Origin of the sequence: Pseudomonas cedrina subsp. cedrina (assembly GCF_001983175.1) — a bacterium.
GTDB classification, from domain to species: Bacteria; Pseudomonadota; Gammaproteobacteria; order Pseudomonadales; family Pseudomonadaceae; genus Aquipseudomonas; species Aquipseudomonas cedrina.
Map to the genome: position 1 here is coordinate 348,612 of NZ_MNPW01000003.1, position 22,059 is coordinate 370,670.

Annotated in this window: 21 protein-coding genes; 6 read left to right on the forward strand and 15 right to left on the reverse strand. The window is 60.8% G+C overall.

The genetic code is table 11. The annotated features are described in order from the left end of the window. Positions 1 to 13 precede the first annotated feature (13 nt). Genes BLL36_RS07475 through BLL36_RS07490 form a run of 4 tightly spaced genes read left to right on the forward strand, consistent with a single transcriptional unit; the run spans position 14 to position 4,622 of the window. Positions 14 to 718 (forward strand): ABC transporter ATP-binding protein, encoded by a 705-nt coding sequence (locus BLL36_RS07475; protein ID WP_076950820.1) that lies wholly within the window; start codon positions 14 to 16, stop codon positions 716 to 718. Continuing rightward, entirely contained in the window at positions 715 to 1,914 is a 1,200-nt protein-coding gene (locus BLL36_RS07480; protein WP_076950821.1) for an ABC transporter permease, read from the forward strand. Before BLL36_RS07475 ends, BLL36_RS07480 begins: the two co-directional genes overlap by 4 nt. Further along, the gene (locus BLL36_RS07485; RefSeq protein WP_076950822.1) at positions 1,907 to 3,385 is read left to right on the forward strand and encodes a TolC family protein; all 1,479 of its coding nucleotides are present in this window, start codon (positions 1,907 to 1,909) and stop codon (positions 3,383 to 3,385) included. The genes BLL36_RS07480 and BLL36_RS07485 overlap by 8 nt, the downstream gene beginning before the upstream one ends. After that, the gene (locus BLL36_RS07490) at positions 3,375 to 4,622 is read left to right on the forward strand and encodes an efflux RND transporter periplasmic adaptor subunit (RefSeq protein WP_076950823.1); all 1,248 of its coding nucleotides are present in this window, start codon (positions 3,375 to 3,377) and stop codon (positions 4,620 to 4,622) included. Before BLL36_RS07485 ends, BLL36_RS07490 begins: the two co-directional genes overlap by 11 nt. A gap of 132 nt (positions 4,623 to 4,754) precedes the next feature. Here the strand turns inward: BLL36_RS07490 and BLL36_RS07495 are convergent, their stop codons facing one another. The 11 genes from BLL36_RS07495 to BLL36_RS07545 form a co-directional block, all read right to left on the reverse strand. Then, entirely contained in the window at positions 4,755 to 6,149 is a 1,395-nt protein-coding gene (locus tag BLL36_RS07495) for an FAD/NAD(P)-binding protein (RefSeq protein WP_076950824.1), read from the reverse strand. A 12-nt stretch (positions 6,150 to 6,161) separates the two neighbouring features. Then, positions 6,162 to 6,929 (reverse strand): ABC transporter ATP-binding protein, encoded by a 768-nt coding sequence (locus BLL36_RS07500; RefSeq protein ID WP_076950825.1) that lies wholly within the window; start codon positions 6,927 to 6,929, stop codon positions 6,162 to 6,164. Positions 6,930 to 6,932: 3 nt separating this feature from the next. After that, positions 6,933 to 8,273, reverse strand: a complete 1,341-nt coding sequence (locus tag BLL36_RS07505; protein WP_076950826.1) for an ABC transporter substrate-binding protein — start codon at positions 8,271 to 8,273, stop codon at positions 6,933 to 6,935. Positions 8,274 to 8,292: 19 nt separating this feature from the next. Then, entirely contained in the window at positions 8,293 to 9,342 is a 1,050-nt protein-coding gene (locus BLL36_RS07510) for a branched-chain amino acid ABC transporter permease (protein ID WP_076950827.1), read from the reverse strand. Positions 9,343 to 9,346: 4 nt separating this feature from the next. Beyond that, on the reverse strand, positions 9,347 to 10,228 hold the full coding sequence (locus BLL36_RS07515) for a branched-chain amino acid ABC transporter permease (protein ID WP_034106908.1): 882 nt from the start codon (positions 10,226 to 10,228) through the stop codon (positions 9,347 to 9,349). Beyond that, entirely contained in the window at positions 10,225 to 10,998 is a 774-nt protein-coding gene (locus BLL36_RS07520; RefSeq protein ID WP_076950828.1) for an ABC transporter ATP-binding protein, read from the reverse strand. Before BLL36_RS07520 ends, BLL36_RS07515 begins: the two co-directional genes overlap by 4 nt. Further along, positions 10,995 to 11,897, reverse strand: a complete 903-nt coding sequence (locus BLL36_RS07525) for an AMP-binding protein (protein WP_076950829.1) — start codon at positions 11,895 to 11,897, stop codon at positions 10,995 to 10,997. The genes BLL36_RS07520 and BLL36_RS07525 overlap by 4 nt, the downstream gene beginning before the upstream one ends. A 587-nt stretch (positions 11,898 to 12,484) precedes the next feature. Continuing rightward, the gene (locus BLL36_RS07530; protein WP_076950830.1) at positions 12,485 to 13,750 is read right to left on the reverse strand and encodes an ATP-grasp domain-containing protein; all 1,266 of its coding nucleotides are present in this window, start codon (positions 13,748 to 13,750) and stop codon (positions 12,485 to 12,487) included. Continuing rightward, positions 13,747 to 14,658 carry an EamA family transporter gene (locus BLL36_RS07535; RefSeq protein WP_076950831.1) on the reverse strand — a complete coding sequence of 304 codons (912 nt, stop codon included), beginning with the start codon at positions 14,656 to 14,658 and terminating at the stop codon, positions 13,747 to 13,749. Before BLL36_RS07535 ends, BLL36_RS07530 begins: the two co-directional genes overlap by 4 nt. Before the next feature lie 33 nt (positions 14,659 to 14,691). Continuing rightward, entirely contained in the window at positions 14,692 to 15,252 is a 561-nt protein-coding gene (locus BLL36_RS07540; RefSeq protein WP_076950832.1) for a phosphoribosyltransferase family protein, read from the reverse strand. Next, positions 15,242 to 16,201: a cysteine synthase family protein gene (locus BLL36_RS07545; RefSeq protein WP_076950833.1), complete on the reverse strand. Its 960-nt coding sequence runs from the start codon at positions 16,199 to 16,201 to the stop codon at positions 15,242 to 15,244. Before BLL36_RS07545 ends, BLL36_RS07540 begins: the two co-directional genes overlap by 11 nt. A 449-nt stretch (positions 16,202 to 16,650) precedes the next feature. Here BLL36_RS07545 and BLL36_RS07550 point away from each other — a divergent pair, with 449 nt between their 5' ends. Then, positions 16,651 to 16,926: a DUF6124 family protein gene (locus BLL36_RS07550; protein WP_076950834.1), complete on the forward strand. Its 276-nt coding sequence runs from the start codon at positions 16,651 to 16,653 to the stop codon at positions 16,924 to 16,926. A gap of 226 nt (positions 16,927 to 17,152) precedes the next feature. Here the strand turns inward: BLL36_RS07550 and BLL36_RS07555 are convergent, their stop codons facing one another. From BLL36_RS07555 to BLL36_RS07570, 4 genes are all read right to left on the reverse strand, one after another. Then, positions 17,153 to 18,568 (reverse strand): LLM class flavin-dependent oxidoreductase, encoded by a 1,416-nt coding sequence (locus BLL36_RS07555; RefSeq protein WP_076950835.1) that lies wholly within the window; start codon positions 18,566 to 18,568, stop codon positions 17,153 to 17,155. Continuing rightward, positions 18,568 to 18,894 carry an acyl-CoA dehydrogenase gene (locus tag BLL36_RS07560; protein ID WP_076950836.1) on the reverse strand — a complete coding sequence of 109 codons (327 nt, stop codon included), beginning with the start codon at positions 18,892 to 18,894 and terminating at the stop codon, positions 18,568 to 18,570. The genes BLL36_RS07555 and BLL36_RS07560 overlap by 1 nt, the downstream gene beginning before the upstream one ends. A 13-nt stretch (positions 18,895 to 18,907) precedes the next feature. Further along, entirely contained in the window at positions 18,908 to 20,104 is a 1,197-nt protein-coding gene (locus tag BLL36_RS07565; RefSeq protein WP_076950837.1) for an SfnB family sulfur acquisition oxidoreductase, read from the reverse strand. A gap of 155 nt (positions 20,105 to 20,259) precedes the next feature. Further along, the gene (locus tag BLL36_RS07570; RefSeq protein ID WP_076950838.1) at positions 20,260 to 20,823 is read right to left on the reverse strand and encodes a helix-turn-helix domain-containing protein; all 564 of its coding nucleotides are present in this window, start codon (positions 20,821 to 20,823) and stop codon (positions 20,260 to 20,262) included. 93 nt (positions 20,824 to 20,916) lie between these two features. Here BLL36_RS07570 and BLL36_RS07575 point away from each other — a divergent pair, with 93 nt between their 5' ends. Next, positions 20,917 to 21,846, forward strand: coding sequence for a DMT family transporter (locus BLL36_RS07575; protein ID WP_076950839.1), 930 nt, complete (start codon positions 20,917 to 20,919; stop codon positions 21,844 to 21,846). The last annotated feature ends 213 nt before the right edge of the window (positions 21,847 to 22,059 follow it).

The following is a 22,059-nucleotide window of genomic DNA, read 5'->3' on the forward strand; positions in this document are numbered from 1 at the left end:
TGAAGGCGTATTCATGACAGATACCCGGGCGCACCCAAGCTTGATCTCCCTGCAAGGCATCGGCAAAAGCTATCAGCTGGCCGGGCAACACCTGTCCATACTCAATGACGTCTGCCTGACCATCGCCAGCGGTGACAGTTGCGGCATCCTCGGCGCGTCCGGTTCCGGCAAAAGCACGCTGCTCAATATCCTCGGCCTGCTGGACTTGCCCAACCGTGGTCAGTACCACTTTGCCGGCCACGACATCTTCACCGCCACGCCTGATCAATTGGCGGCCATCCGCAACCAGCAGATCGGCTTCGTGTTCCAGAGTTTCAACCTGCTGCCGCGCCTCAGCGCCCTGGACAACATCGCCCTGCCCTTGAGTTATCGCGGCGTATCGCGCCATGAGTCGGTGGAGCAAGCCTTGCGCATGCTCGAACAAGTCGGCCTGGCCGACCGCGCCCACCACCGCCCCGCCGACCTTTCCGGCGGCCAGCGCCAGCGGGTCGCCATTGCCCGTGCGCTGGTGGGCAAGCCGTCGGTGATACTGGCCGACGAACCCACCGGCAACCTCGACAGCACCACCGCCCAGGACATCATGGAGCTGTTGCTGGGGTTGAACCGCGAGCAACAGGTCACGCTGATCATCGTCACCCACGACCCGCACATTGCCGAGCGCCTGGAGCGCAAGATCCTGGTGCGCAACGGCGTGGTGCAAGAGGCCGGGCGTCCATGACCCGGCAGGTCGAACAGAACCTCAGCCAACTGCTGCATGAAGCCTTCGTCAGCCTGCGCACCCTGGGCAAGCGTTCGATCCTGGCGCTGCTGGGTATCGTGATCGGCAGTTCGTCGGTGGTGGCGTTGATCAACATCGGCCATAACGCGGCGGTGGATGCCGCGATGATTTTCAAGGACATGGGCACCGATACCCTGATCGCCCAGTTCCCGCCCAAGGCCGGCAGCAGCCTGCCGATGCCCGCGCGCCTGGACCTTCAAGCCGTGCGCCGGAGCGTGCCCGGCATCGCCCATATCGGCGCGCTCACCTTGTTCAGCGGGCCGATCGTATTCCACGGCCGTACCGTCAACGCCAACTTCGTCGGCAGCACAGCGGATATCAAGGACGCGATGCGCCTGGCGGTGCAACAGGGGCGTTTCCTGTCGAGCTTCGATAGCCATGAAACCTACGCGGTGATCGGCGACCAGGTGGCCCAAGCCCTGGGTGCGCCGGGCGACCCGCTGCGACTGGGTGACCGTGTGCGCATCAACGACTACCTGTTCCTGATCGTGGGCATCCTGCGCAGCCAGCCGCGCGCGATGCTGATGCCGGTGCAGGCCAACGAATCACTGTTCATCCCCGCCGAAGGCATGCGCCGCATCTATGCCACGCCGCAGATCGGCAACGTGATCATCCGCGCCGCGCCCGGCCAGGACATGGAACGCGTTGCCCGGGACGCCGCCACCGCCCTGCAACCGCAACTTCCCGACCACGATGTGGACATCCAGGTGCCCCAGCAAATGATCGACGGCATGACCCGGCAAAGTCGCACGTTCGCCTACCTGCTGCTGGCCCTGGGGGCGATCTCGCTGGTGGGCGGCGGCGTCGGCGTGATGAACGTGATGCTGATGAACGTCTCGGAGCGCCGTCGCGAAATCGGCATCCGCATGGCCCTCGGCGCGCGCCAGCGGGATATCCGCAACCTGTTCCTGCTCGAAGCCGTGACCCTCACCGCGGTTGGCGCACTCTGTGGTGCGGTGCTGGGCATGACCGCCGCCTGGTTGTACGCCTGGCTATCGGGCTGGGAATTTGCCCTGGCCGCCGCCGCCCTGCCGCTCGGGGTGGGCAGTACGTTGCTGGTGGGGTTGTTTTTTGGCATCTACCCGGCGGTTTCGGCCTCGCGGTTGCAGCCGGTGGAGGCCCTGCGCGATGAGTAGATGGCTGCTGTTGCTGGCGCTGGTCAGCCTGCCGGGCGTGGCCGCCGACGTGGTGATCAAGCCGTCGGCGCCGAGTACCACGCGCAGCGGCTACGACCGGGGCGTATCGTTGAATGCCCAGGCCACCACCATGACCCTGGGCGATGCGGTCTACCTGGGCCTGCGCAACAACCCGGCGATTCGCAGCGCGTACCTGCAACGGGTGGCGCAGAAGTTCGATTTGCGGGTGGCCGAAGATGTGTTCAAACCCAAGCTCACCCTTAACAGTTCCTACCGCGGCACCCGTGGTTCGGCCGACAACGCACGCAATGCCAACGTCGCGCCGGCCACCAGTTTGCTCGGCGAGTACGGTACGCGCCTGAGCATGGCCTGGACCCAGCAACTGAACAATGCCGACCGCGCCGGCCGCTACCGCAGCGACGGCCTGGACCTGGCAATTATCCAGCCGCTGCTGCGCGGCGCCGGCTGGGACGCCACCACCGCGCCGCTGCGCCTGTCGCGCCTGTCGGAGCAGGCCAACCGCTTGAACCTCAAGGCCACGGTCGCGCAGACCATCAGCCAGATCATCGCCACCTACCGCGAGCTGTTGCGCGCCCAGGAGCAACTGAGCATCGTGCAGGACGCGCTCAAGCGCTCCGCGACCTTGCTGGAAGTGAACAAAGCGCTGATCAGCGCCGGGCGCATGGCCGAATTCGAGATCGTACAGACCGAAGCCGATATCGCCACCCAGCAACTGGGCGTGGAAGAAGCGCAGAACCAACTGGACGCCAGTCGCCTCTCGCTGCTGCGCCTGTTGGCCCTGGACCTGTCCACGCCGATTCGCGCCACCGAAGCCCTGGAGGCCAGGCCCATGCAGATCGACAAGCGCCAGGCCTTCAACCTGGCGCAGAACCAGCAGCCGGAATACCTCGCCGCCCTGCTCGGCAGCCAGCAGGCCGACCTCAACCTGGTGATCGCCAAGGACTCCGGGCGCTGGCAGGTGGACCTGGTGGCCGGCGCGAACCAGGTGCGCGACGCCTACAATAACGACACCGGCAGCAGCAACAACCGAACCTGGGACAGCTACGCCGGGGTGCAGGTGCAGATCCCCATCGGCGATATCAGCACACGCCAGGCCGAAGTACGCGCGCGGGTCAACGTGGAGGACCAGGAGATCCGCATCACCGAGGCACGCCAGGAGCTGGAACGCAGCGTCAACGATGTAGTGCGCGACCTCGGCACCCGCTGGCGCCAGTATGAAATCTCCCAGCGCGCCGTGGAATTGTCACGGCGCAAGATCCAGATCGAACGGGAAAAACTCAGCGCCGGACGTTCCACCAACTTCCAGGTGCTGAGCTTCGAGACCGACCTGCGCAACGCCGAAAATGCGCAGCTCAATGCGCTGATCGCTTATTTGAACGCCCAGACCCAGCTCGACCTGACCCTGGGCATGACGCTGGAAAGTTGGGAAATCGCCCTCAATGACTACTAATCACAAACGCCTGCTGGGCGCTGTACTTATCCTGCTGCTGTGCGGCGCGGGCCTGGCCCTGCGCAGCCCGGCATCCGACCCGGCCACGGCCACCGAGCAATGGTTGGCGGTAGAACCCGACGCACTGGTGCACCAGATCGGCCTGGTGGGCAAGATCGAGCCCGACACCACCGTCACCCTTACCGCGCCGTTCGACGGCAATGTGCAAGCCAACCTGGTCGAGCAAGGCCAGCGGGTCGAGGCCGGCCAAGTGCTGTTGCGCATGGACCCGGCCACCCTGGAGGTGCAACTGCGCGACGCCCTCTCCGCCCAGCTCAAGGCGCGGCGCACCGTGCAGGAGATGCAGGACTGGGACAACGGCCCCGCTGTCAGCCGTGCCCGCCGTAGCCTGCGCACCGCCGAAATGACCGCCGGCAACACCCGGCGCAAACTCGCCGAAAGTGAAAACCTGTTTCAGCGCGGCATCATCCCGCGCAATGAGCTGGACGACCTCAGGCAACAGACCCAACAGCAACAACTGGACCTCGCCTCCGCTCGCAGCGAGCTGCAACAGGCGATCGACCAGGGCAAGGGCGAATACCGCCAGATCGCCGATATGGAGCTGACCAACGCCACGGTGAAATATGAAGCTCTGCGCACGTTGCTCGAAGGCCGGGAAGTCAAGGCGCCGTTCTCCGGCATCGTGGTACCGCCGCCCGGCAATCCCTCAGCCCAGGGTGGCGGCGGCAGCAACAACGCCCCGGTGCAGGCCGGCAGCAAGGTCAGCCAGGGCCAGGTGCTGTTTGGGCTGGCGAATATCGAGCGGCTGAAGATAGTCGCCAAGGTGTCGGAGCTGGACATCAACCAGTTGCACCAGGGCCAGGCAGTGGAAGTGTTGGGGGATGGTTTCGAGGGTGAGCGGCTGACCGGCTCCGTCAGCGTCGTGAGCGGCTTGGCGGTCGCCAGCGACAGCCAGGGCAGTGCGCAATTCCCGGTGACCTTATCGATCCCCCGGCTCACGCCGCAACAGCTGCAACGCGTGCGGTTGGGGATGAGCGCGCGCTTGACCATCGTGACCTACAACAACGCACAGGCAATCGTGATTCCAAGCCAGGCCATCGGGCCGGACATGACGGTCCAATACCGCCAGGCGATGGATAAAGCGGTGGAGCGGGTGAAGGTGACAACCGGGCAATCGACGGCGCAGGGGGTCGAGGTGTTTGGGCTAAAGCCAGGTTTTGTAAAAATCGGCGGTTGAAACACCAATCCCCTGTGGGAGCTGGCTTGTCGGATCGCCGCACCGCTGCGATGGCATCTACTCGGTATACCTGATCTACCGAGTCGTCTGCATCGCAGGCAAGCCAGCTCCCACACAAGCCCGCTCCCACATTTAGATGCGTGTCAGCTTGGCGGCCAGCGCCTTGGCTTGAATCGCCACATCGGTCACCGCCGTGCTCTCCCACCACATCCCCCGCAACGGCGGGCCCATCGCAAACAGCCGCCCACTCACCTGGCCCTGGGCATCCAGCACCGCCCCCGAAGCATCCGCCGCAATCCCCAACGCCAATGGCCCAGGCCGGATCAACCCGCGCTTGAGCAACTGCTGCGGCAACGGCCTGGCCACGCGGCGCCAGTCGTATTCAATGCCGCTGGAGTTGATCAACGCCGCACCTGACACCTGCGTGATCGCGTGCTCGCCGCGGTAACGCAAGCGAATGCTCACGCCTTCAACCGAAGGCACCAGGCCTTTGAAGGAAGCCGCCCGAATCCGCAACCGCCCTGCTTCATGCAGCCGCGCCACCAGCTGCGCGCTCAACGGTGGCGAGCGGTGGTGATGGCTTTCCCACCAGGGGCGCACGTGGCGCACGAACTGACGTTTTTCACGCTCGCTGGCCTGGCTCCACAACCGACCGATATGTGCGCGCACCGTGTCCAACGGCGCTTGCCAATCGATGCCCTGCGCTTGCGCGCTGCGGCACTGGCGACGCACTTCGCGCAGCAATTGCAAGGGGCTGCGCAGGCGATGGTCTTCGCCAAGAAAATCCACCCAGCCCGGCGGTTGCCGGCGCACATGGGGGAGCAGGCCGTGGCGTGAAAAAACCTCGATGGGCCCACGGTGCCCGGCCTGTTCCAGGGACACCACCGCGTCGACCATGGTCAGCCCGGAACCGATGATCAGCACCGGCGCGTGCGGGTCGATCCGGGTCATCGCCGCCACGTCCCAGGGATCCACCGCCGCCGCGTTCAAACCGTTGGGTTCGGTCTGCGGCGTACGCGCCGCCGGGAACATGCCGGTGGCCAGTACCGCCAACGCACCACGCAGTTGCTGGCCGTCATCCAGGGTCAGCACGGTTGATGCATCATCCACCTGCAAGTCGACCACTTCGCCGCGCACATGCTCGACGCTGGACGCGGACTGCGCCTTGGCTTCGGCCAAACGTTGCTGGGCGTACAACCCGAATATCCCGCGCGGCGGAAACAGTTCGCTGATCGGCACCGGCTGCTGCGCCGACTCGGGCCAACCGCCGGCGCCGATATAGTCGGTGAGCCATTGGGTCAGGTCGTCGGCATTGTCCGGGTCGACGCTCATGCGCGCCGCATTGCCGTTCAGGGTATGTCCCAGTTCGACGGCGCTGTAGGCCTCGCCCCGGCCGAGTTCGGCGCGCGGCTCGATCACCAGGACCCGGCGCGTGCCCGGCAGGCGCAGCAGTTGCACGGCCAGCATCGTGCCGCTCAGGCCGCCACCGATGATCAGCACATCGGCGTTGCGGGTGGATTCAGTCATGCGCGGTTGCCCTTACTGTTTGCCCAGGTAAATGTCATGCAAATCGCCTCGCGCCAGCAGTTCAGCGGCGCTGCCGCTTAGGGCCACGCGCCCAGTATCCAGCACGTAGCCGTGGGACGCATAGTTGAGCGCGACGTTGATGTTCTGCTCGGCGATCAAAAAGCTCACCTGCTGTTCGCGGTTGAGTTGCGCAACGATCTCGAAGATCTCCTGCACGATCATAGGCGCCAAACCCATGGACGGCTCGTCGAGCAGTACCAAAGTAGGACGCGTCATCAGTGCCCGGCCGATCGCGACCATTTGTTGCTCGCCGCCGGAGGTAAGCCCGGCGCGGGTGTGACGCTTGGTCTTGAGCCGGGGAAACCAGGCATAGATGCGCTCGAGGTCGTGCTCCATGTCCCTGCGGCTCAGGCGCCGAACAAAGCCGCCGCTGCGCAGGTTGTCCTCCACGGTCAGTTGGCCGAACACGTGGCGCCCTTCCAGCACATGCACCATGCCCTGGCGCACGCGCTGGCTGGGGTCGATGCCGGCCAGGTCGGCGCCCGCGTACTCGATCACGCCACGGCTGACCTCGGCCCGCTCGGCACGCACCAATCCGGAGATCGCCTTGAGCGTGGTGCTCTTGCCGGCGCCATTGGCACCGAGCAAAGCCACGATGGCGCCCTTGGGCACGCTCAGCGACACCCCGGCCACGGCGAGGATCGCGCCGTCGTAAATGACTTCGATATCATTGACCGTCAGCAGCGACGGGCTGGCGGAAACGCTGGCGGGCTGGCTCATGGTTTATTCATCCCCGGTGCAGGTACGTGGCGTCAGGCCTTTTTCCTTGGCGAACGCGGCGGATTTTTCATCGATCAACGGGCGCAACAGGGCGCGGTCGGCGGCGATCCAGTCGCTGATCAGCGTCCAGTTGGCGCCGTCCCACTGCTGCACCCGCGCCGAGCCGCCGCCCTCGTGGTCGCGGCACGACAGCTTGAGGTTCTGCATCAGGCCCAGGTAGCCCATGTCTTTCAAGCGTGCATCGTCGATATTCAGGTGCTCCAGGCCCCAACGGCCTTCCTCGCCGTTGAGTGGGCGCTTGCCGAACTTGGCCTGGCCGGTGCGGATCGCTTCCACTGCCACGGCGGCGTTCACCAGGCCGGAGTTGTAGTAGACGCTGCCGAAATTCTTCAGGTCCTTGAGGTCACTGTGGCCCTTGTCGAGTACGAACTGCTTGAGGCGTTTGTGGATCTCGAAATCGGCACCCGCCGGGTACGGCGTGAGCGCCAGGTAACCCTTGGCAGCGGCGCCGGCCGGCAATACGTCCTCGCTGGAACTGGCCCAGATATCGCCGATGATGTGGTCCACCGGAAAACCGAAGCGCGCGGCGGTCTTTACCGCCACCGGCGTGGACACGCCCCAGGTGCGCAGGAACACCCAATCGGGGTTGGCCTGGCGCACCTGGCGCCATTGCGCGGATTGCTCATTGCCGGGGTCGGCGACGGGAATCTGGATATTTTCGAAGCCGTACTTCTCGGCGAGCAACTTCAGCGGGCCGAGGGTTTCGCGACCGTAGGCCGAATCGTGGTAGACCGTGGCGATCTTCTTGCCCTTGAGTTTGTCGAAACCGCCTTCACGCTGGGCGATGTAGTTCACCAACGCCGACGCCTCGCTGTAGAAGGTCAGCATCACCGGGAAGTTATACGGGAACACCGTGCCGTCGGTGGCTTCGGTGCGGCCGTAGCCGAGGGTGATCAGCGGGATCTTGTCCACCTCCGCCCTTTCGCTGAGCGCATAGGCCGCCGGCGCGCCGTTGGGCTGGTACACCGCGACCGGTGCGCCATCCAGGCCATTCTTGAAGCGCTCGTAGCACTCGATGCCCTTCTCGGCCGTCCATTCGGTCTCGCATTCCTGCCACACCAGCTTGACACCGTTGATGCCACCTTCGACCTCGTTGATATAACGCAGGTAATCGATCATCCCTGCCCACACTTGCACGCCGCTGGAGGCATAGGCGCCCACACGGTAGGTGGCCAGGGGAATGAATTGCCGGTCCGGCGAAGCCACTGCCTGGGGTACGGCGCCGGCCACTGCGGCCAGCGCAAACGCGGCGCCGACCAGGGAACGTTTCAAGGATGCACGCATGGAGATTCTCTTTTATGGATTAGAAACGCAGCGGCCACTGCCGCAGCCGATCGCGAAGGTTGTGCAGCAGGCGAATCAACCCTTCGGGTTCCTTGATCAGGAACACGATGATCAACACGCCAAAGATGATTTTCTGCAGGTTCTGCAACTGCCCCGCATCAACCGAACCCCCGAACAGCGCCTGCCCGGCATGGCTGAGGAAGATCGGCAGCAAACTGATGAAGGCCGCGCCGACGAAGTTGCCGGCGATGCTGCCCATGCCGCCGATAATGATGATGAACAGGATCTGGAACGAGCGGTTGATATCGAAACTGCTGGCGCTGGCCGTGCCCAGGTAGGCAAAGGCCCACAGCGCGCCGGCTAGCCCTAAGTAAAACGAGCTGACCGCAAACGCCAAGCGCTTGTAGCGCACCACCGGGATACCGACCACGGCGGCGGCGGTGTCCATGTCGCGGATCGCCATCCAGTTGCGCCCGACCTGGCTGCGCACCAGGTTGATGGCCGTCCAGGTCAGCAACAGCACCGTGACCAGGGTCAGCAGGTAACGGCCCAGAGGCGTATTGAGGTCATGACCGAACAGCGCCAGCTTCGGCGCGGAGATGGTGCCGGACGAGCCATAGTTGTAGAACCAGGGGAATTTGACGAACAGCCACTCCAGGAAGAACTGCGCGGCCAGCGTGGTGACCATCAGGTAGAAACCCTTGATCCGCGAGCTGGGCAGGCCGAACAGCAACCCCACCAACGCGCTGATAACGCCCCCGCCCAACAGCGCCACCGGCAAGCCCAGCTCCGGCAGGCGCAGCAAAAATCCATAGGTGGCAAACGCCCCGACGGCCATGAAGCCGGCGGCGCCCACCGACGTTTGCCCGGTGTAGCCGGTGAGCAGGTTCAAGCCCAACCCGGCCAGTGACAGCACCAGGAAGGGAATCAGGATCGCGTTGAGCCAATAGTCATTGCCCCACAGCGGCACCCCGATAAACGCCAGCGCCAACAGGCCGACCAGGCCCCAGGGGATGCGCCGCTGGATCAGCAGCAACGGCGCGGTGTCTTGTGCAACGGGAATCGACATGGTTTCAGACTCGCTCGATGGCGCGCTCGCCGAACAGGCCGGCGGGACGGATATACAAGAAGGCCAAGGCCAGTACATAGGCGAACCACGGCGTGATGCCGCCGCCGATCAGCGGGCCGATATACACCTCGGCGAGGTTCTCCGCCGCGCCGACAATCAGCCCGCCGACAATCGCCCCGCCTATCGAGGTAAAGCCACCGATGATCAACACCGGCAGGGCCTTGAGCACCACCAGCGACAAGGAGAACTGCACGCCCTGACGCGCGCCCCACAGCAGCCCCGCCACCAGCCCGACAATCCCGGCCACTGCCCAGACGATCTGCCAGATGCGGTTGAGGTTGATACCGATGGACAGCGCCGCCGTGGTGTCATCCGCCACCGCGCGCAGCGAGACGCCGATGCGGGTCTTGTTGAACAGCAGCGCCAGTACCGTCACCAGCACCACCGCGGCAGCGGCGGCGATCAGGTCGAATTGGCTGAGCATCAGTGGGCCAACGAACAGCGGCACGTCGTCGATGCCCAGATCCAGCGCGCGCACTTGCGAGCCCATCAAGCCCTGGGCCAGGCCTTCGATAATGAACGAGAGGCCGAGGGTGGCCATGAACAAGGTGATTTGCGAACGGTTCACCAGCGGTCTCAAGACCAGACGCTCGATCAGCAGCGCGCCGATGATCATCACGATCACGGTCAGCAGCAGCGCCAGGGCAAACGGCACGCCCTGGTCGTGCAGGCTGACGAAGGTCAGCGCGGCGAACAGCAGCATAGAACCCTGGGCGAAATTGAACACGCCGCTGGCCTTGTAGATCAGCACGAAACCGATGGCGACCAGCGAATACATGGTGCCGGCGAGCAGGCCGCCGAGCAGGGTTTCGAAGAAGAACGTCATGCGTGTGGGGCTCCCAGGTACGCCGCGATCACCCCGGGATTGGCTTGCACCTCGCTCGGTGTGCCATCGCCGACCTTGCGCCCGTAGTCGAGCACCACCACGTGGTCGGACAGGCCCATGACCACGCCCATGTCGTGTTCGATCAACACCACGGTAGTGCCAAGGTCGCGGTTCACGTCGGCGACGAAGCGGGCCATCTCCTGTTTTTCCTCGGCGTTCATGCCCGCCATGGGTTCGTCGAGCAGCAGCAAGCTCGGTCCTGCGATCAGTGCGCGGCCCAGTTCCACGCGTTTTTGCAGGCCGTACGACAGGTTACCGACCAGCACATCCCGGTGCGCTTGCAGGTCAAGCAACTCGAGAATGCCCTGGCCACGCCGGCGGAACGCCAAGGCTTCGCGCCGCGCGCGGGGCAAGCCGAGGGCTTGTTCGATGAAGCTGCTGCGCATATGCCGCGACAGGCCGGTGAGGATGTTGTCGAGCACGCTCATTTTCTTGAACAGCGCGTTGTTCTGGAACGTGCGGCCAATGCCTCGACGCGCTGCGCCCAACGGATCGATGCGGTGCAAGTGCTGGTCTTCGAACACAATCTCACCGGCATCAAAGCGGTACACGCCATTGAGCACATTGAGCAGCGAGCTTTTGCCCGCGCCGTTGGGCCCGATCAGCGCGCAGATCTCACCGCGCGCCACGTCGAAAGACAAGGCATTGATCGCCTTGACGCCCTTGAACGACAGCGAGATATCGCGCACCTGGAGAATGGCTTGGCTCATGCGATGTCCCGTTTGAATTCGGCCAGCCACGTTGGCTGCGCAGGGGCTTTAAGCGGTTGCCAGATGTAGACCAGGCGCTGGAAACCCAGCAGCATGCGCACGCGATTTTTCAGCAGGCGACGCAGGCCGCTCTGCGGATGGGCGATGGCCCACTCGCACAGGCGCCGGCGCCAGGTACCGTGGGGCGCCAGGCGGCTCTCGATCTCATCGGCCAGGTGCTGCAAGCGTGCGGGCGACAACAGCAGGCCGGTGGGCGCCACCTCGCTGCGATCACGCCGTGCCGAGGCCGGGCTTTCCGGGAAGGCCAGGCCATGGCCGGTGTTTAGCCATTGCTCCAGCAGCACCGCAAGGCCGCCCTGCCAACCGGTGCCCTCTTCGCTCCACAGTGCGGTCTCGTCGCTGATTTTTCTCCAGCGTACAAGACGTTGCGCGGGAGCGACCGGGCCGAGTAACTGGGCAAAATCCAGCAGATTGGCCGACTGCCAATGCGCTATTTGCCGGCGGCCTTGCACATAAGAATGGGTGGGGCGAATGCGCCACAGGTGTTGCTGCAGCGCCTCGAGCTCCAGGTCATCGGCCAGGGTCAACACCTGCCCGCCGATGGAGTGGGCAGCCAGGGCCAGCAGCAACACGTTCGGCTCGAACGAACCGCTGAGGGCCAGTCGCGAATGCTCGCTGAAGCCCTGCTGGCGCAAGCCGTCGGCCAGGCGTTCCACGTCACGTAATGCGTCGATCCAGCGCCACGCATACCACTGGCCCTGGCGCTTGTGGCGCAGGGCGGTGTGCAGCGGCGTAATTTGCGCCCAGTGCCGCAGATGGTCCAAGGCCTTGGGCAAGTCGCCGAGCAGCTCGGCGGGCCATTCCAGGGCAGGCGGGCGTTTGAGTTCGTGCACGCTCATAGGGGGCTTCCTATTGGTGTTCAAGCGTGCGGTGGTCCGCTGGCTATAGAGGGAATGACTGTGTGTTGCATGAGTCATGCCTAGGCGCGAAGTCAGCTATTCATGGGGGGTGCACCGTAGTGCGACGCGCGCAGAGAGTGGCAAAGGAACAGATTGTTTATTCGCTGTTGCGGGATAAACACTTTGGAATGATGAACGAAGCGCGCGGAGGTGCGCTGGGCGGGGATCGATCAAACAATGACGATTGAATGTGGGAGCTGGCTTGCCTGCGATGGCGGTGGGTCAGGCGGATATGTATCAACTGACAGTCCGCCATCGCAGCATAGGTATCTACACATTGTTGTAGTGAGCGGGCTTGTCCCGCGCTGGGTGGCGAAGCCGCCCCAATAAAGACGCCGCGCAGTTTCAGGCAAACCCAATTCGTCTGGTTTGGGGCCGCTTCGCAGCCCAGCGCGGGACAAGCCCGCTCACTACAGGAGATTTGTCAGCCTTTGAAAGATGTGTAGATACCTATGACCATCGCAGGCAAGCCAGCTCCCACCTTAACCGAGGTGTATCGGTTAGAGCGTGATGGCTTTGAGTTCGCGCTAGCCGGCGCCGGGATGGTTCACCACGAGATAAATACCCTGCGCCTCAAGCGTTCGAATCCTGCGGTAATCCGCTGCGATCACGGCAGGATCGGCATGTACCAGATAGACCGTCCCCGGCTGACTGAACACATCCTCAGTTGCGCCGATGCTTTGCCCTTCCTCTGCATAGAACACAGCCTCAAAAAAAGACGCCAACTTAAGCAGCTCAAGCTGAAACAGCTCCTTATGGAAGTAACCCGCCGAGCGATTGATCAGGCAAACGTTGTAGGTGTGTTGCAAGCATCGATAGTCGAGCTCCCTCTGCAGCAACTGAGCGAACGTTTCAGGCTCGGTGATGGATAACACCATCGCATCAATTTGCCCAAGCCCGGTGGTTTGACTGGAGACTTCCGGCCGGAGAATGCCATCGGTTCGCGCCGCAATTTCCACCAGTTTCGGCCCGTCTTCAGTGAACATAACCTCCGCATGGCTAGGGCCGTTACGGATGCCCAGGCATCGGACCACGGCTCGGGTGTATTCCACCAGTACCGAGTAGGCCGCCGAGTCGGGCCCGATCAATTCGTCGATGTCATAGAGAATGCCGCCACTCGGCGTACGCTGCTTCTGATAGCGCACCACTTCGGTCACCAACTGCTGGCCGTTCAGGGAAACCATATTCACTACATACTCCACGCCGGCCAGGTACTCCTGAATCAGCACCTGCGTATTCGGAAGGCTCAACCGATTCATTGTTCCCAACAGTTTCTGCACAGCCGTCTCACAGGCCTGCATGTCCTCACAAATAAACACGCCATCGGCCCCGGCGCTTTCGAGAGGCTTGATCACCACCGGGAAACGGCCGTGGGATTTGATCCAACCGTATGCAGTCTCCCAACTACAGGCAATAAACTGTCGAGCAGCTGGCAGTCGGGCCTGGGCAATGCAATGAATCATGTCGTATTTGTTTCGCCGGGCATGGGTCTTGTCGAAATCATTGCGATACGACAGCTCGAATCGCTCATTCAACTGATCGGCGAGCAGCACACCGGTTTCGGCACCGGCGATGATGTAATGGGGCTTGAAACGCGCAACACTCGCCGCCGTTGTCGCGAAATCGGTGTTGACGATCATCTGGTCATACAGCGACCTGTCGAAGCCTTTGTAGTAGTAACTGTCCAAGTTGGCCGACGAGGCCACATGCATCAGGACACAACCCTCCTCGCTCAGCCGCTTCGCTACAAATTTGCCGGATGAAAACCCGTCGACCACGACCACTTTAGTCATGCTGTCACCCTCTTGATTGCGTACAACACCCGCCCCGAGAGCAAAAGCACAATGATGCTGACGGCCGAGACGCTGGCCATGGAAAATTCCACTCGATCATCCAGGTACTGAAGCAGCAACACAAAAATCGGAAGGGTCAGCAACACCAGCGATACGTGGATAGGCGACAGGTGATAGATAGTTTTCTGGATAAGGTAAATCGGCAGCAAGTGCCCGAGCACAACAAGAACGACCATGGGAAGAATCAAATCGCGATCCAGCGAAAACCCCACACCGGTTATAGAAATTCCAATTACGCAAACGCCGATCATTGCAAGGTTTCGGACGGCCAGGATTTCATAAATGGACCATTGCCTGGCGAACAGCTCTTTCGAAAAAACCGTATACATGACCGTGCCCAGCGCGCACACCACTACGCTAACAATCCCCAGCAACCGTTGCGCAACGGTAGTGGTGGCGATCCCGCTGTCGCCCGCGAAGGAATTGAACAGCATGATCGCAACCGAAATAAGCACCAGACAAGATACAAGCGCATCAGCGAAAGCAGCTTTGACGCTGCGTTTATTAAAAAAAGAAATAACTAACGTGAGTGCTGGGCCACAGGCTACTGAAGCGACGCCTACTACAGCGGGTTCGAGATAACGGAGAGCATAAAAAAGGCCGCCCCAGTTGAGCAGTACCGATAAGTTAATAACAACCACCTTACGCCAATCAACTTTAGCTTTTGAATATAAAGACCCCCAATCCCGGCAGATTGCACAGATCACGAATAAGAGGGCGGAAGATATAAAGCAGTAAAGGATAACGAGCATTGTGTTAAGTGTTTGCGTGACAAACGCCACGTACACATCGAACGCCGCGCTTATCAAGCAAAACATTAAACCAACTACCATTCCTTTCTGCAGCATAGACCTCAACCACCTCCGAAAAAAATTTAATATTCAAATCACATACACACCTTTTTCGTTAACAACTATTTTCATTAACGTCTTTACCGCGATCCCGGTTTTTGCTAGTACATTATCAAACCCGTTATTTCCAACCTTTTCAACAGCACATACAATATCAACCAACTGAGCCCCTCCGCCTTGAACAGCTTCGACCATTGCAATCACAGCACCGCCAGTGCTTAAGGTATCATCAATAATTGTTACCTTATCACCCACATCAATTCCGTTAAGATACATTTTTCCTTGAAAATATTCTGAGTCAATATTGACAACCTGTTCGTTAATATCTCCCAAGCTGTACGGATACCATCTCGCCATAGCCATGGGGATGCCAGTCAACAAGGACACGGTCGTGGCAAGCGCAGCACCTTTATCCTCTTCAGTCACAATTTTGGAAACATTCAGGTCCATCAGCCTGATTATATTTTGAGCAACTTCCATTAGCACGGCCGGTCGTAAGGCAGGAATCTGATCGGTAAATTCATTTACCGTAGTCAGTGACTTACCGGAATTGACAACTCTCGCTTTTTTATAGATTTCTTCAAGTAACATTAACCACCTCATTGTACTCAGGGTAGATACCATCCCTGCGACTTGCGTATTTCCAGGAACTATCGAAAAACAAAGTAATTATGTTTTTGTTGTAAACCTCTTTAGCAAGCGCCTCACAAATTAGTATATTTGCGCCACAGGTCGGACCTATTGGTATATTTTCCTCATTGATGAATTTTTTCATCCGCGCCCAAGCATCAGCACCATTGATTATTCTCACTTCATCAACCAGTTCACACACCGTATTAGCTGATAATATTCCAGCGCCCAACCCCATTAAATTATGGTGGCAGTGCTCAAAATTCAGATTATTTCTGGCTGAGTACAATGGTGCAGAACTGCTGACCTCTATCCCCACGGTCTTTATATTTCTGTATTCTCGCTTCAACACCTCAGCAATACCTGAGAACGTGCCCCCAGTTCCTATTGAGCACACAAAAAAATCAGGGACCACCTTCATCGCTTTCAGCGCCGTAGCGATTTCATTGCCACAGCTACCCCAAGCTTCTTTATTCAAGAGACTGCTGGATTGATCCAGGAAATAATGTGTTTTCGAAGAACATCCAGTCAGATATCGTTTCGCCTCAAGGACTGCACCTGATAGAAAACCGTCTTTAGGCGTTTCGACTATTTCTGCGCCAAAGTCGAGTATTTGGGCCTTTCGCTCGTCAGTCATTCCTTCGGGCATAAATATCTTAACCTTGTACCCTTTAACATTACCTATCCATGCGAGGGCGGCTCCACCATTTCCGGTAGAGCAATCTATCAACGTAATACCAGGTTTAATGACACCAGCGCTCTCCAACCGACTGACAATATTCAAATACGTTCTATCCTTGTGGCTTCCCGACGGGTTCAGAAACTCACATTTAGAAAAACACCTATTTCCGTTCGACGAAAGAGTCGTCAACTCTAAGAATGGTGTATTGCCGATATCTGCCAGTTTCATCCTGAACCCCCACAGACCAAGAGAGCTTTACGCTAACGGATTAATTCCAAGAAGAATAGCTAGCCAAATGGATAGGTAATAATTACCGAACGCTCCCACTTTGCACCAACCCATAGATGTAGGAAAAACCCTACAAAGCAAAAGCACAACTATCACATCAAAACTAAACTCGGATTTTTCCTACGATTTCTGTGGCTTGCAGTTGCTATAACGCACCGTTAGCCTCTCGAAGTCGCTGATCATCAGCGATCAGGCTTGGTCGCCTGGATTAGAATGGCGCACAGTGCCGCGCAAGCGGCATTATTGTGTTCGCGTTATGGCGAGCTGTGCGTGGGAGGGCTTAGGCCCTGCCGGGTTTCCATTCCCTGGTCGACCAACCTGCGTACAGCTCGCCCCCCTTCTGCTTGGTCGCAGACGTGGTGAGCTCCTACTGAATGGAGATTTACCGCATGAAAAAAGTTACTCCGAATCCCCCGTCATCCTCTTCGAATGACATTCCGCAAACCCCACCCAACTTAATCTTCACCATCCGTCCCGGCCTCAGCACCGAAGCTGCCTTATGCAATGCCAGCGAGATGCTGGAATCGGCGGCTGTTTGTGGGTACGACTGTGCCGAGCATCTGGAAGGTTCGGGGCGCAAGCAGGTTCTTGCGGTGGTGCAGATGGTTGAGATTGCGCGATTGTTAGTGGATGAGGCGCTGAATCGGGAATGTCCGGTGGCGTAGATCATGATTGTTCCCACGCTCTGCGTGGGAATGCCGCCTGGGATGCTCTGCGTCCCGACGTTGGCGCAGGGTGACGCAGAGCGTCACGGGATGCATTACCACGCGGAGCGTGGGAACGATCGGCGTACGGTGGTCCACTGGCTGGGGTTGATCAAACAATGGAGATCAAATGTGGGAGCGGGCTTGCTCGCGAAAGCGGTGGTTCAGTCGATATCAATGTTGACTGTCAGTCTGCATTCGCGAGCAAGCCCGCTCCCACATTGGTTATGTGTGAACTCGACAGGTCACGGTAGACGGCGCCCGGGTGGTTCGGTGCCAAACGCGCGCCGTCGCCGAACAATTTCTCGCGCAACGTGCCCTGGGCATATTCCTTCTTATACACACCACGCTTCTGCAACTCCGGCACCAGCAGGTCGACGGCGTCGATGAAGGTCTCGTGGGTCAGAGCATAGGCCAGGTTGAAGCCGTCCACATCGGTCTCTTCGACCCATTCCTGCAACAGGTCCGCCACGGTTTGCGGGCCGCCGACAAACAGGGGGCCGAAGCCGCCGATGCCAACCCAGTCGGCCAGTTCGTTCGGCGTCCAGACCTTGTTCGGGTCCGCCGTGGAGAACGCTTCGACGGCGGATTGAATGGCGTTGGTGTGCACATGCTTGAGCGGCTCATCCGGCTTGAACCGGCTGAAGTCGATGCCGGTCCAGCCGGAGATCAGCGCCATGGCGCCTTCATAGCTGACGTAGGATTTGTAGTCGTCGAACTTGGCCTTGGCCTTGGCGTCGGTCTCGCCGACGATGACGGTCTGCAAGTTGAAGATCAGGATTTTCTTCGGGTCGCGTCCCGCCTCGGCGGCACGCCGGCGGATATCGGCGACGGTCTTTTTCAACAACACCTTAGACGGTGCGGCAACAAATACGCACTCGGCCTGTTCGGCCGCAAACTGCTTGCCGCGGCTGGACGCACCGGCCTGGTAGAGCACCGGCGTGCGCTGCGGCGACGGCTCGCACAGGTGAATGCCGGGCACTTGGAAGTGTTTGCCGACATGCCGAATCTCGTGGATTTTGCTCGGGTCGCTGAAAATCCGGCGCTCGCGGTCGCGCAATACGGCGCCCTCTTCCCAACTGCCCTCCCAGAGCTTGTAGCAAACCTGCAGGTATTCCTCGGCATAGTCGTAGCGTGCATCGTGTTCGGTCTGGGCTGTCTGGCCGAGGTTCTTGGCGCCGCTTTCCAGGTAAGACGTGACGATGTTCCAGCCAATGCGGCCCTTGGTCAGGTGATCGAGAGTGGAGAGGCGGCGCGCGAACGGGTACGGATGTTCGAACGATAACGAAGCCGTCAGGCCGAAACCCAGGTGTTCGGTGACCAATGCCATCGGCGCGATCAGCGACAACGGGTCGTTGACCGGCACCTGGGTCGCCTGGCGAATCGCTGCGTCGCCGTTGCCGTTGTACACGTCATAGATGCCCAGTACGTCGGCGATGAACAGGCCATCGAACTTGCCGCGCTCGAGGATTTTGGCGAGGTCGGTCCAGTATTCCAGGTCCTTGTACTGCCACGAACGGTCGCGCGGGTGTGCCCACAAGCCGGGGGATTGGTGGCCGACGCAGTTCATGTCGAAGGCATTCAAGCGGATTTCACGGGACATCAAAGCACTCCGTTGAGGTGGTAGTTGCCGACGATCTGGTATTTCCAGCGCAACGGATCATCCAGGGTCGGCGGCAACGCGGTGCGTTGGCCGGTCAGTTCGAACTCGGCGTTACTCGCGGCAATCAAGGCTTCGGCCGCGGCGATCTGCGCTTCGGTGACGGCGACCGGGCTGGGGTGGGTTTCGGCGCGTTCGAACAACGCCGCGGCCACCTCGACGCGGATCTGCAAGTCGCCGAAGCGGCTGATCACGTAGGGGTCGTCGCTCTTCTTGACGTGGCGTCGGGTGCTGTCCAGCAGTTGGCGCGCAAGCTTGAGTGCGGTCATGGGCTAAGCCTCCTCAGTTCCAGGCGTGGCGCGCGGGTTTCACGCCGTTGAGCACGAAATTGCCGATCAGGTGGTACTTCCAGCGGGCCGGGTCATGCAGGGTGTGGGTGCGCGCGTTGCGCCAGAAGCGGTCGAGGTTGTGCTTGCCGGTGACCGAGCGAGTGCCGGCCAGTTCGAACAGTTTGCTGCTGGCCAGCAACGCGGTTTCGGCCGACAGCACCTTGGCCTGGGCGACCACCAGCGAGGCGTGGGCCACGCTGTCTTCACTGGGTTCGGCGAGGGCACGGTCCACGGCCAGGCCTGCCTTGGCGAGGATGGCTTCGGTGCCGTGTACGCGCCACTCCAGGTCGCCGATGGCGGCAATGGTGAACGGGTCCTGCCAGCCATGGTCCTGCTGGCTGTCGATCCACGGCCGCGCCTGGCGTGCATGGAGCTTGGCCTGCTCCAGGGCGCCGAGGGCGATGCCGGTGTCGACGGCAGCCTGGATGATCTGCGAGATCGGGCCATTGGCGGTGGGTTGGTCGAACGCCAGGTGCGCAGGAATCACGGCACTTAATGGCACCGTCACACCGTCAAGGGTCACGCCGCCGCTGGCGGTGGTGCGCTGGCCGAAGCCGTCCCAACTGTCGACTACCGTCAAGCCCTGGGCATCGCGTTCGACCAAGGCGATAAACGCCTGGCCGTGTTCGTTGTTGCCCACCGTAGGCACGAGGTGGGCGAACAGCGCACCGGTGCAGTAGAACTTCTCACCATTGATCTGCGCGGTATCGCCGTGGAAGCGAATCTGGGTGTCGAAGGTGCCGGCGTTCTTGCTCTTGGCCTCGGAGAAGGCATTGCCGAAACGGTAGCCGGCCAGCACTTTGGCGAAGTAATGGCGCTTTTGTTCCTCGGTCGCGGTTTGCAGCAGGATGTCCACCACGCCCAGATGGTTCTGTGGAATCTGCCCCAATGAAGGGTCGGCGGCGGAGATCAGTTTGATCACCTCGGCCACGGTCACATAGGACACTTCGGCGCCGCCGTAGGCCTTGGGCACAGTGATGCCCCACAGGCCACTGGCGGAGAATTCGTCGAGCTCGGCCACCGGCAGGCGCCGGTCACGGTCGCGCTCGCTGGCGCCGACGGCAAAGCGCGTGGCCAGGCGCGTGGCGACTTCGATGGCCTCCGCGTCCGAGCGGATGATATGGGCAGGGTGTTGAGGGTGGGCTGACATGGGCCGACTCCAGGCTCCGATGGGATGACCTGGATGATTGCAGGAGTCGTGCCTGAATTTAATCGCCAGTAGAATCAGCAGGTTGCTGGTAATTCAGCGCAGTAGAAAGCGCTTCAAACCAGCAAAGTGTCCGTTCACTGTTGCCTGGCGAACAGTCAGATCACCACCGTACGCACGAAGCACACCGCCACTTCACCGGCGTTGCGATAGCCGTGGGACTGACGACTGGCGAACATGTAGAACTCACCGGCAGCTACGTGTTTTTCTTCGTCGTCGAGTACCAAGGTCAATACACCCTCATACACGAACAGTTGCACGCTCCAGCCTTCGGGGTCGGGTTCAGGGCTGTAGCGATCACCGGGTTCCAGGCGCATCTCCCACAATTCGACTTCGCGCCGGGCGTTGGCCTTGGCCAGCAACACCGCTTTGCTGCCGGGGATGTCACCGGCCCAGGCCAGCTCGTTGATGCGGCTGTGGTCGGGAGCATCCGGCGCCTGGATCAGGTCACTGAACGCCACGTCCAGGGCTTCGGCCACGCGGTCGAGGGTGGACAGGCTGACATTCTTCTCCCCCGCCTCGATCGCCACCAGCATGCGCCGGCTGACCCCGGACTTTTCCGAGAGCGCGGTCTGGCTCAAGTCGGCGGCGTGGCGCAGGCGACGAACGTTCTGGCTGACGTGCTGCAGGACCGAGGCCCGGTGTGGATTTTCTTTGTGCACTATATTGCTCAATGGGTGGGTGTGCGCAGTATACTGCCCAGCGTGCGGCGCATTGTGCGGTCCGTGCCTTTGCCATGCAAGACCAGAGCCGCCATGACCACCCCAACTTCCCCTTCGCGTTTCAACCGTTTGAGCAAAGCCGAATGCATCCTGGTGTTCATCACGATGATCTGGGGCGGTACGTTTTTGCTGGTGCAGCACGCCTTGACCGTCAGCGGGCCGATGTTTTTCGTCGGCCTGCGCTTTGCGGCCGCGGCTATTGTGGTCGGTTTTTTCACCTTGCACACCTTGCGTGAATTGACCCTGCTGGAGCTGAAGGCCGGGGTCTTTATCGGTGCAGCGATCATGTTTGGCTACGGCTTGCAGACTATCGGCCTGCAGAGCATTCCCAGCAGCCAGTCGGCATTTATCACGGCGTTATATGTGCCGTTCGTGCCGTTATTGCAGTGGCTGGTTTTGGGAAGGCGCCCGGCGCTGATGCCGAGCATCGGTATCATGCTGGCGTTTACCGGTTTGATGCTGCTGACCGGGCCGGCTGGCGCTTCCTTTAATTTCAGCCCCGGCGAAATCGCCACGCTGATCTGCGCAATGGCAGTCGCGGCCGAGATCATCCTGATCAGCGCCTATGCCGGCCAAGTCGACGTGCGCCGCGTCACCGTGGTGCAGCTGGCCACGGCGTCGCTGCTGTCATTCCTGATGGTGGTGCCGATGGGCGAGGCGCTGCCGGGGTTCTCCTGGTTGCTGCTGTTCAGCGCGGTAGGTTTGGGCTTGACCAGCGCAGTGATCCAGGTGGCGATGAACTGGGCGCAGCGCAGTGTTTCACCCACCCGAGCCACCTTGATCTACGCGGGCGAGCCGGTATGGGCGGGCGTGATCGGACGCATTGCCGGTGAGCGCTTTGCCCCCATTGCCATGGTGGGCGCGGCGTTGATTGTGGTGGCCGTGATTGTGAGCGAACTGAAGACGAAGGGGCAAAAAGCCATCGAGCTGCAGGATCAGATGGAACAGGAGCAGCAGGGCTAGGGTCGGATGGACATGATCGTTCCCACGCTCTGCGTGGGAATGCCGCCCCGGACGCTCCGCGTCCAAGCGCGTGACTTGAGCCCTGCGCCATGGTGACGCAGAGCGTCACAGGAGGCATTCCCACGCAGAGCGGGGGAACGATCAGCCAAACGGAGGTTTTCGGCCTACCTTGTAGGATCCTGCCACATGTTGCCGTTTGGTGATCAAGAAAGC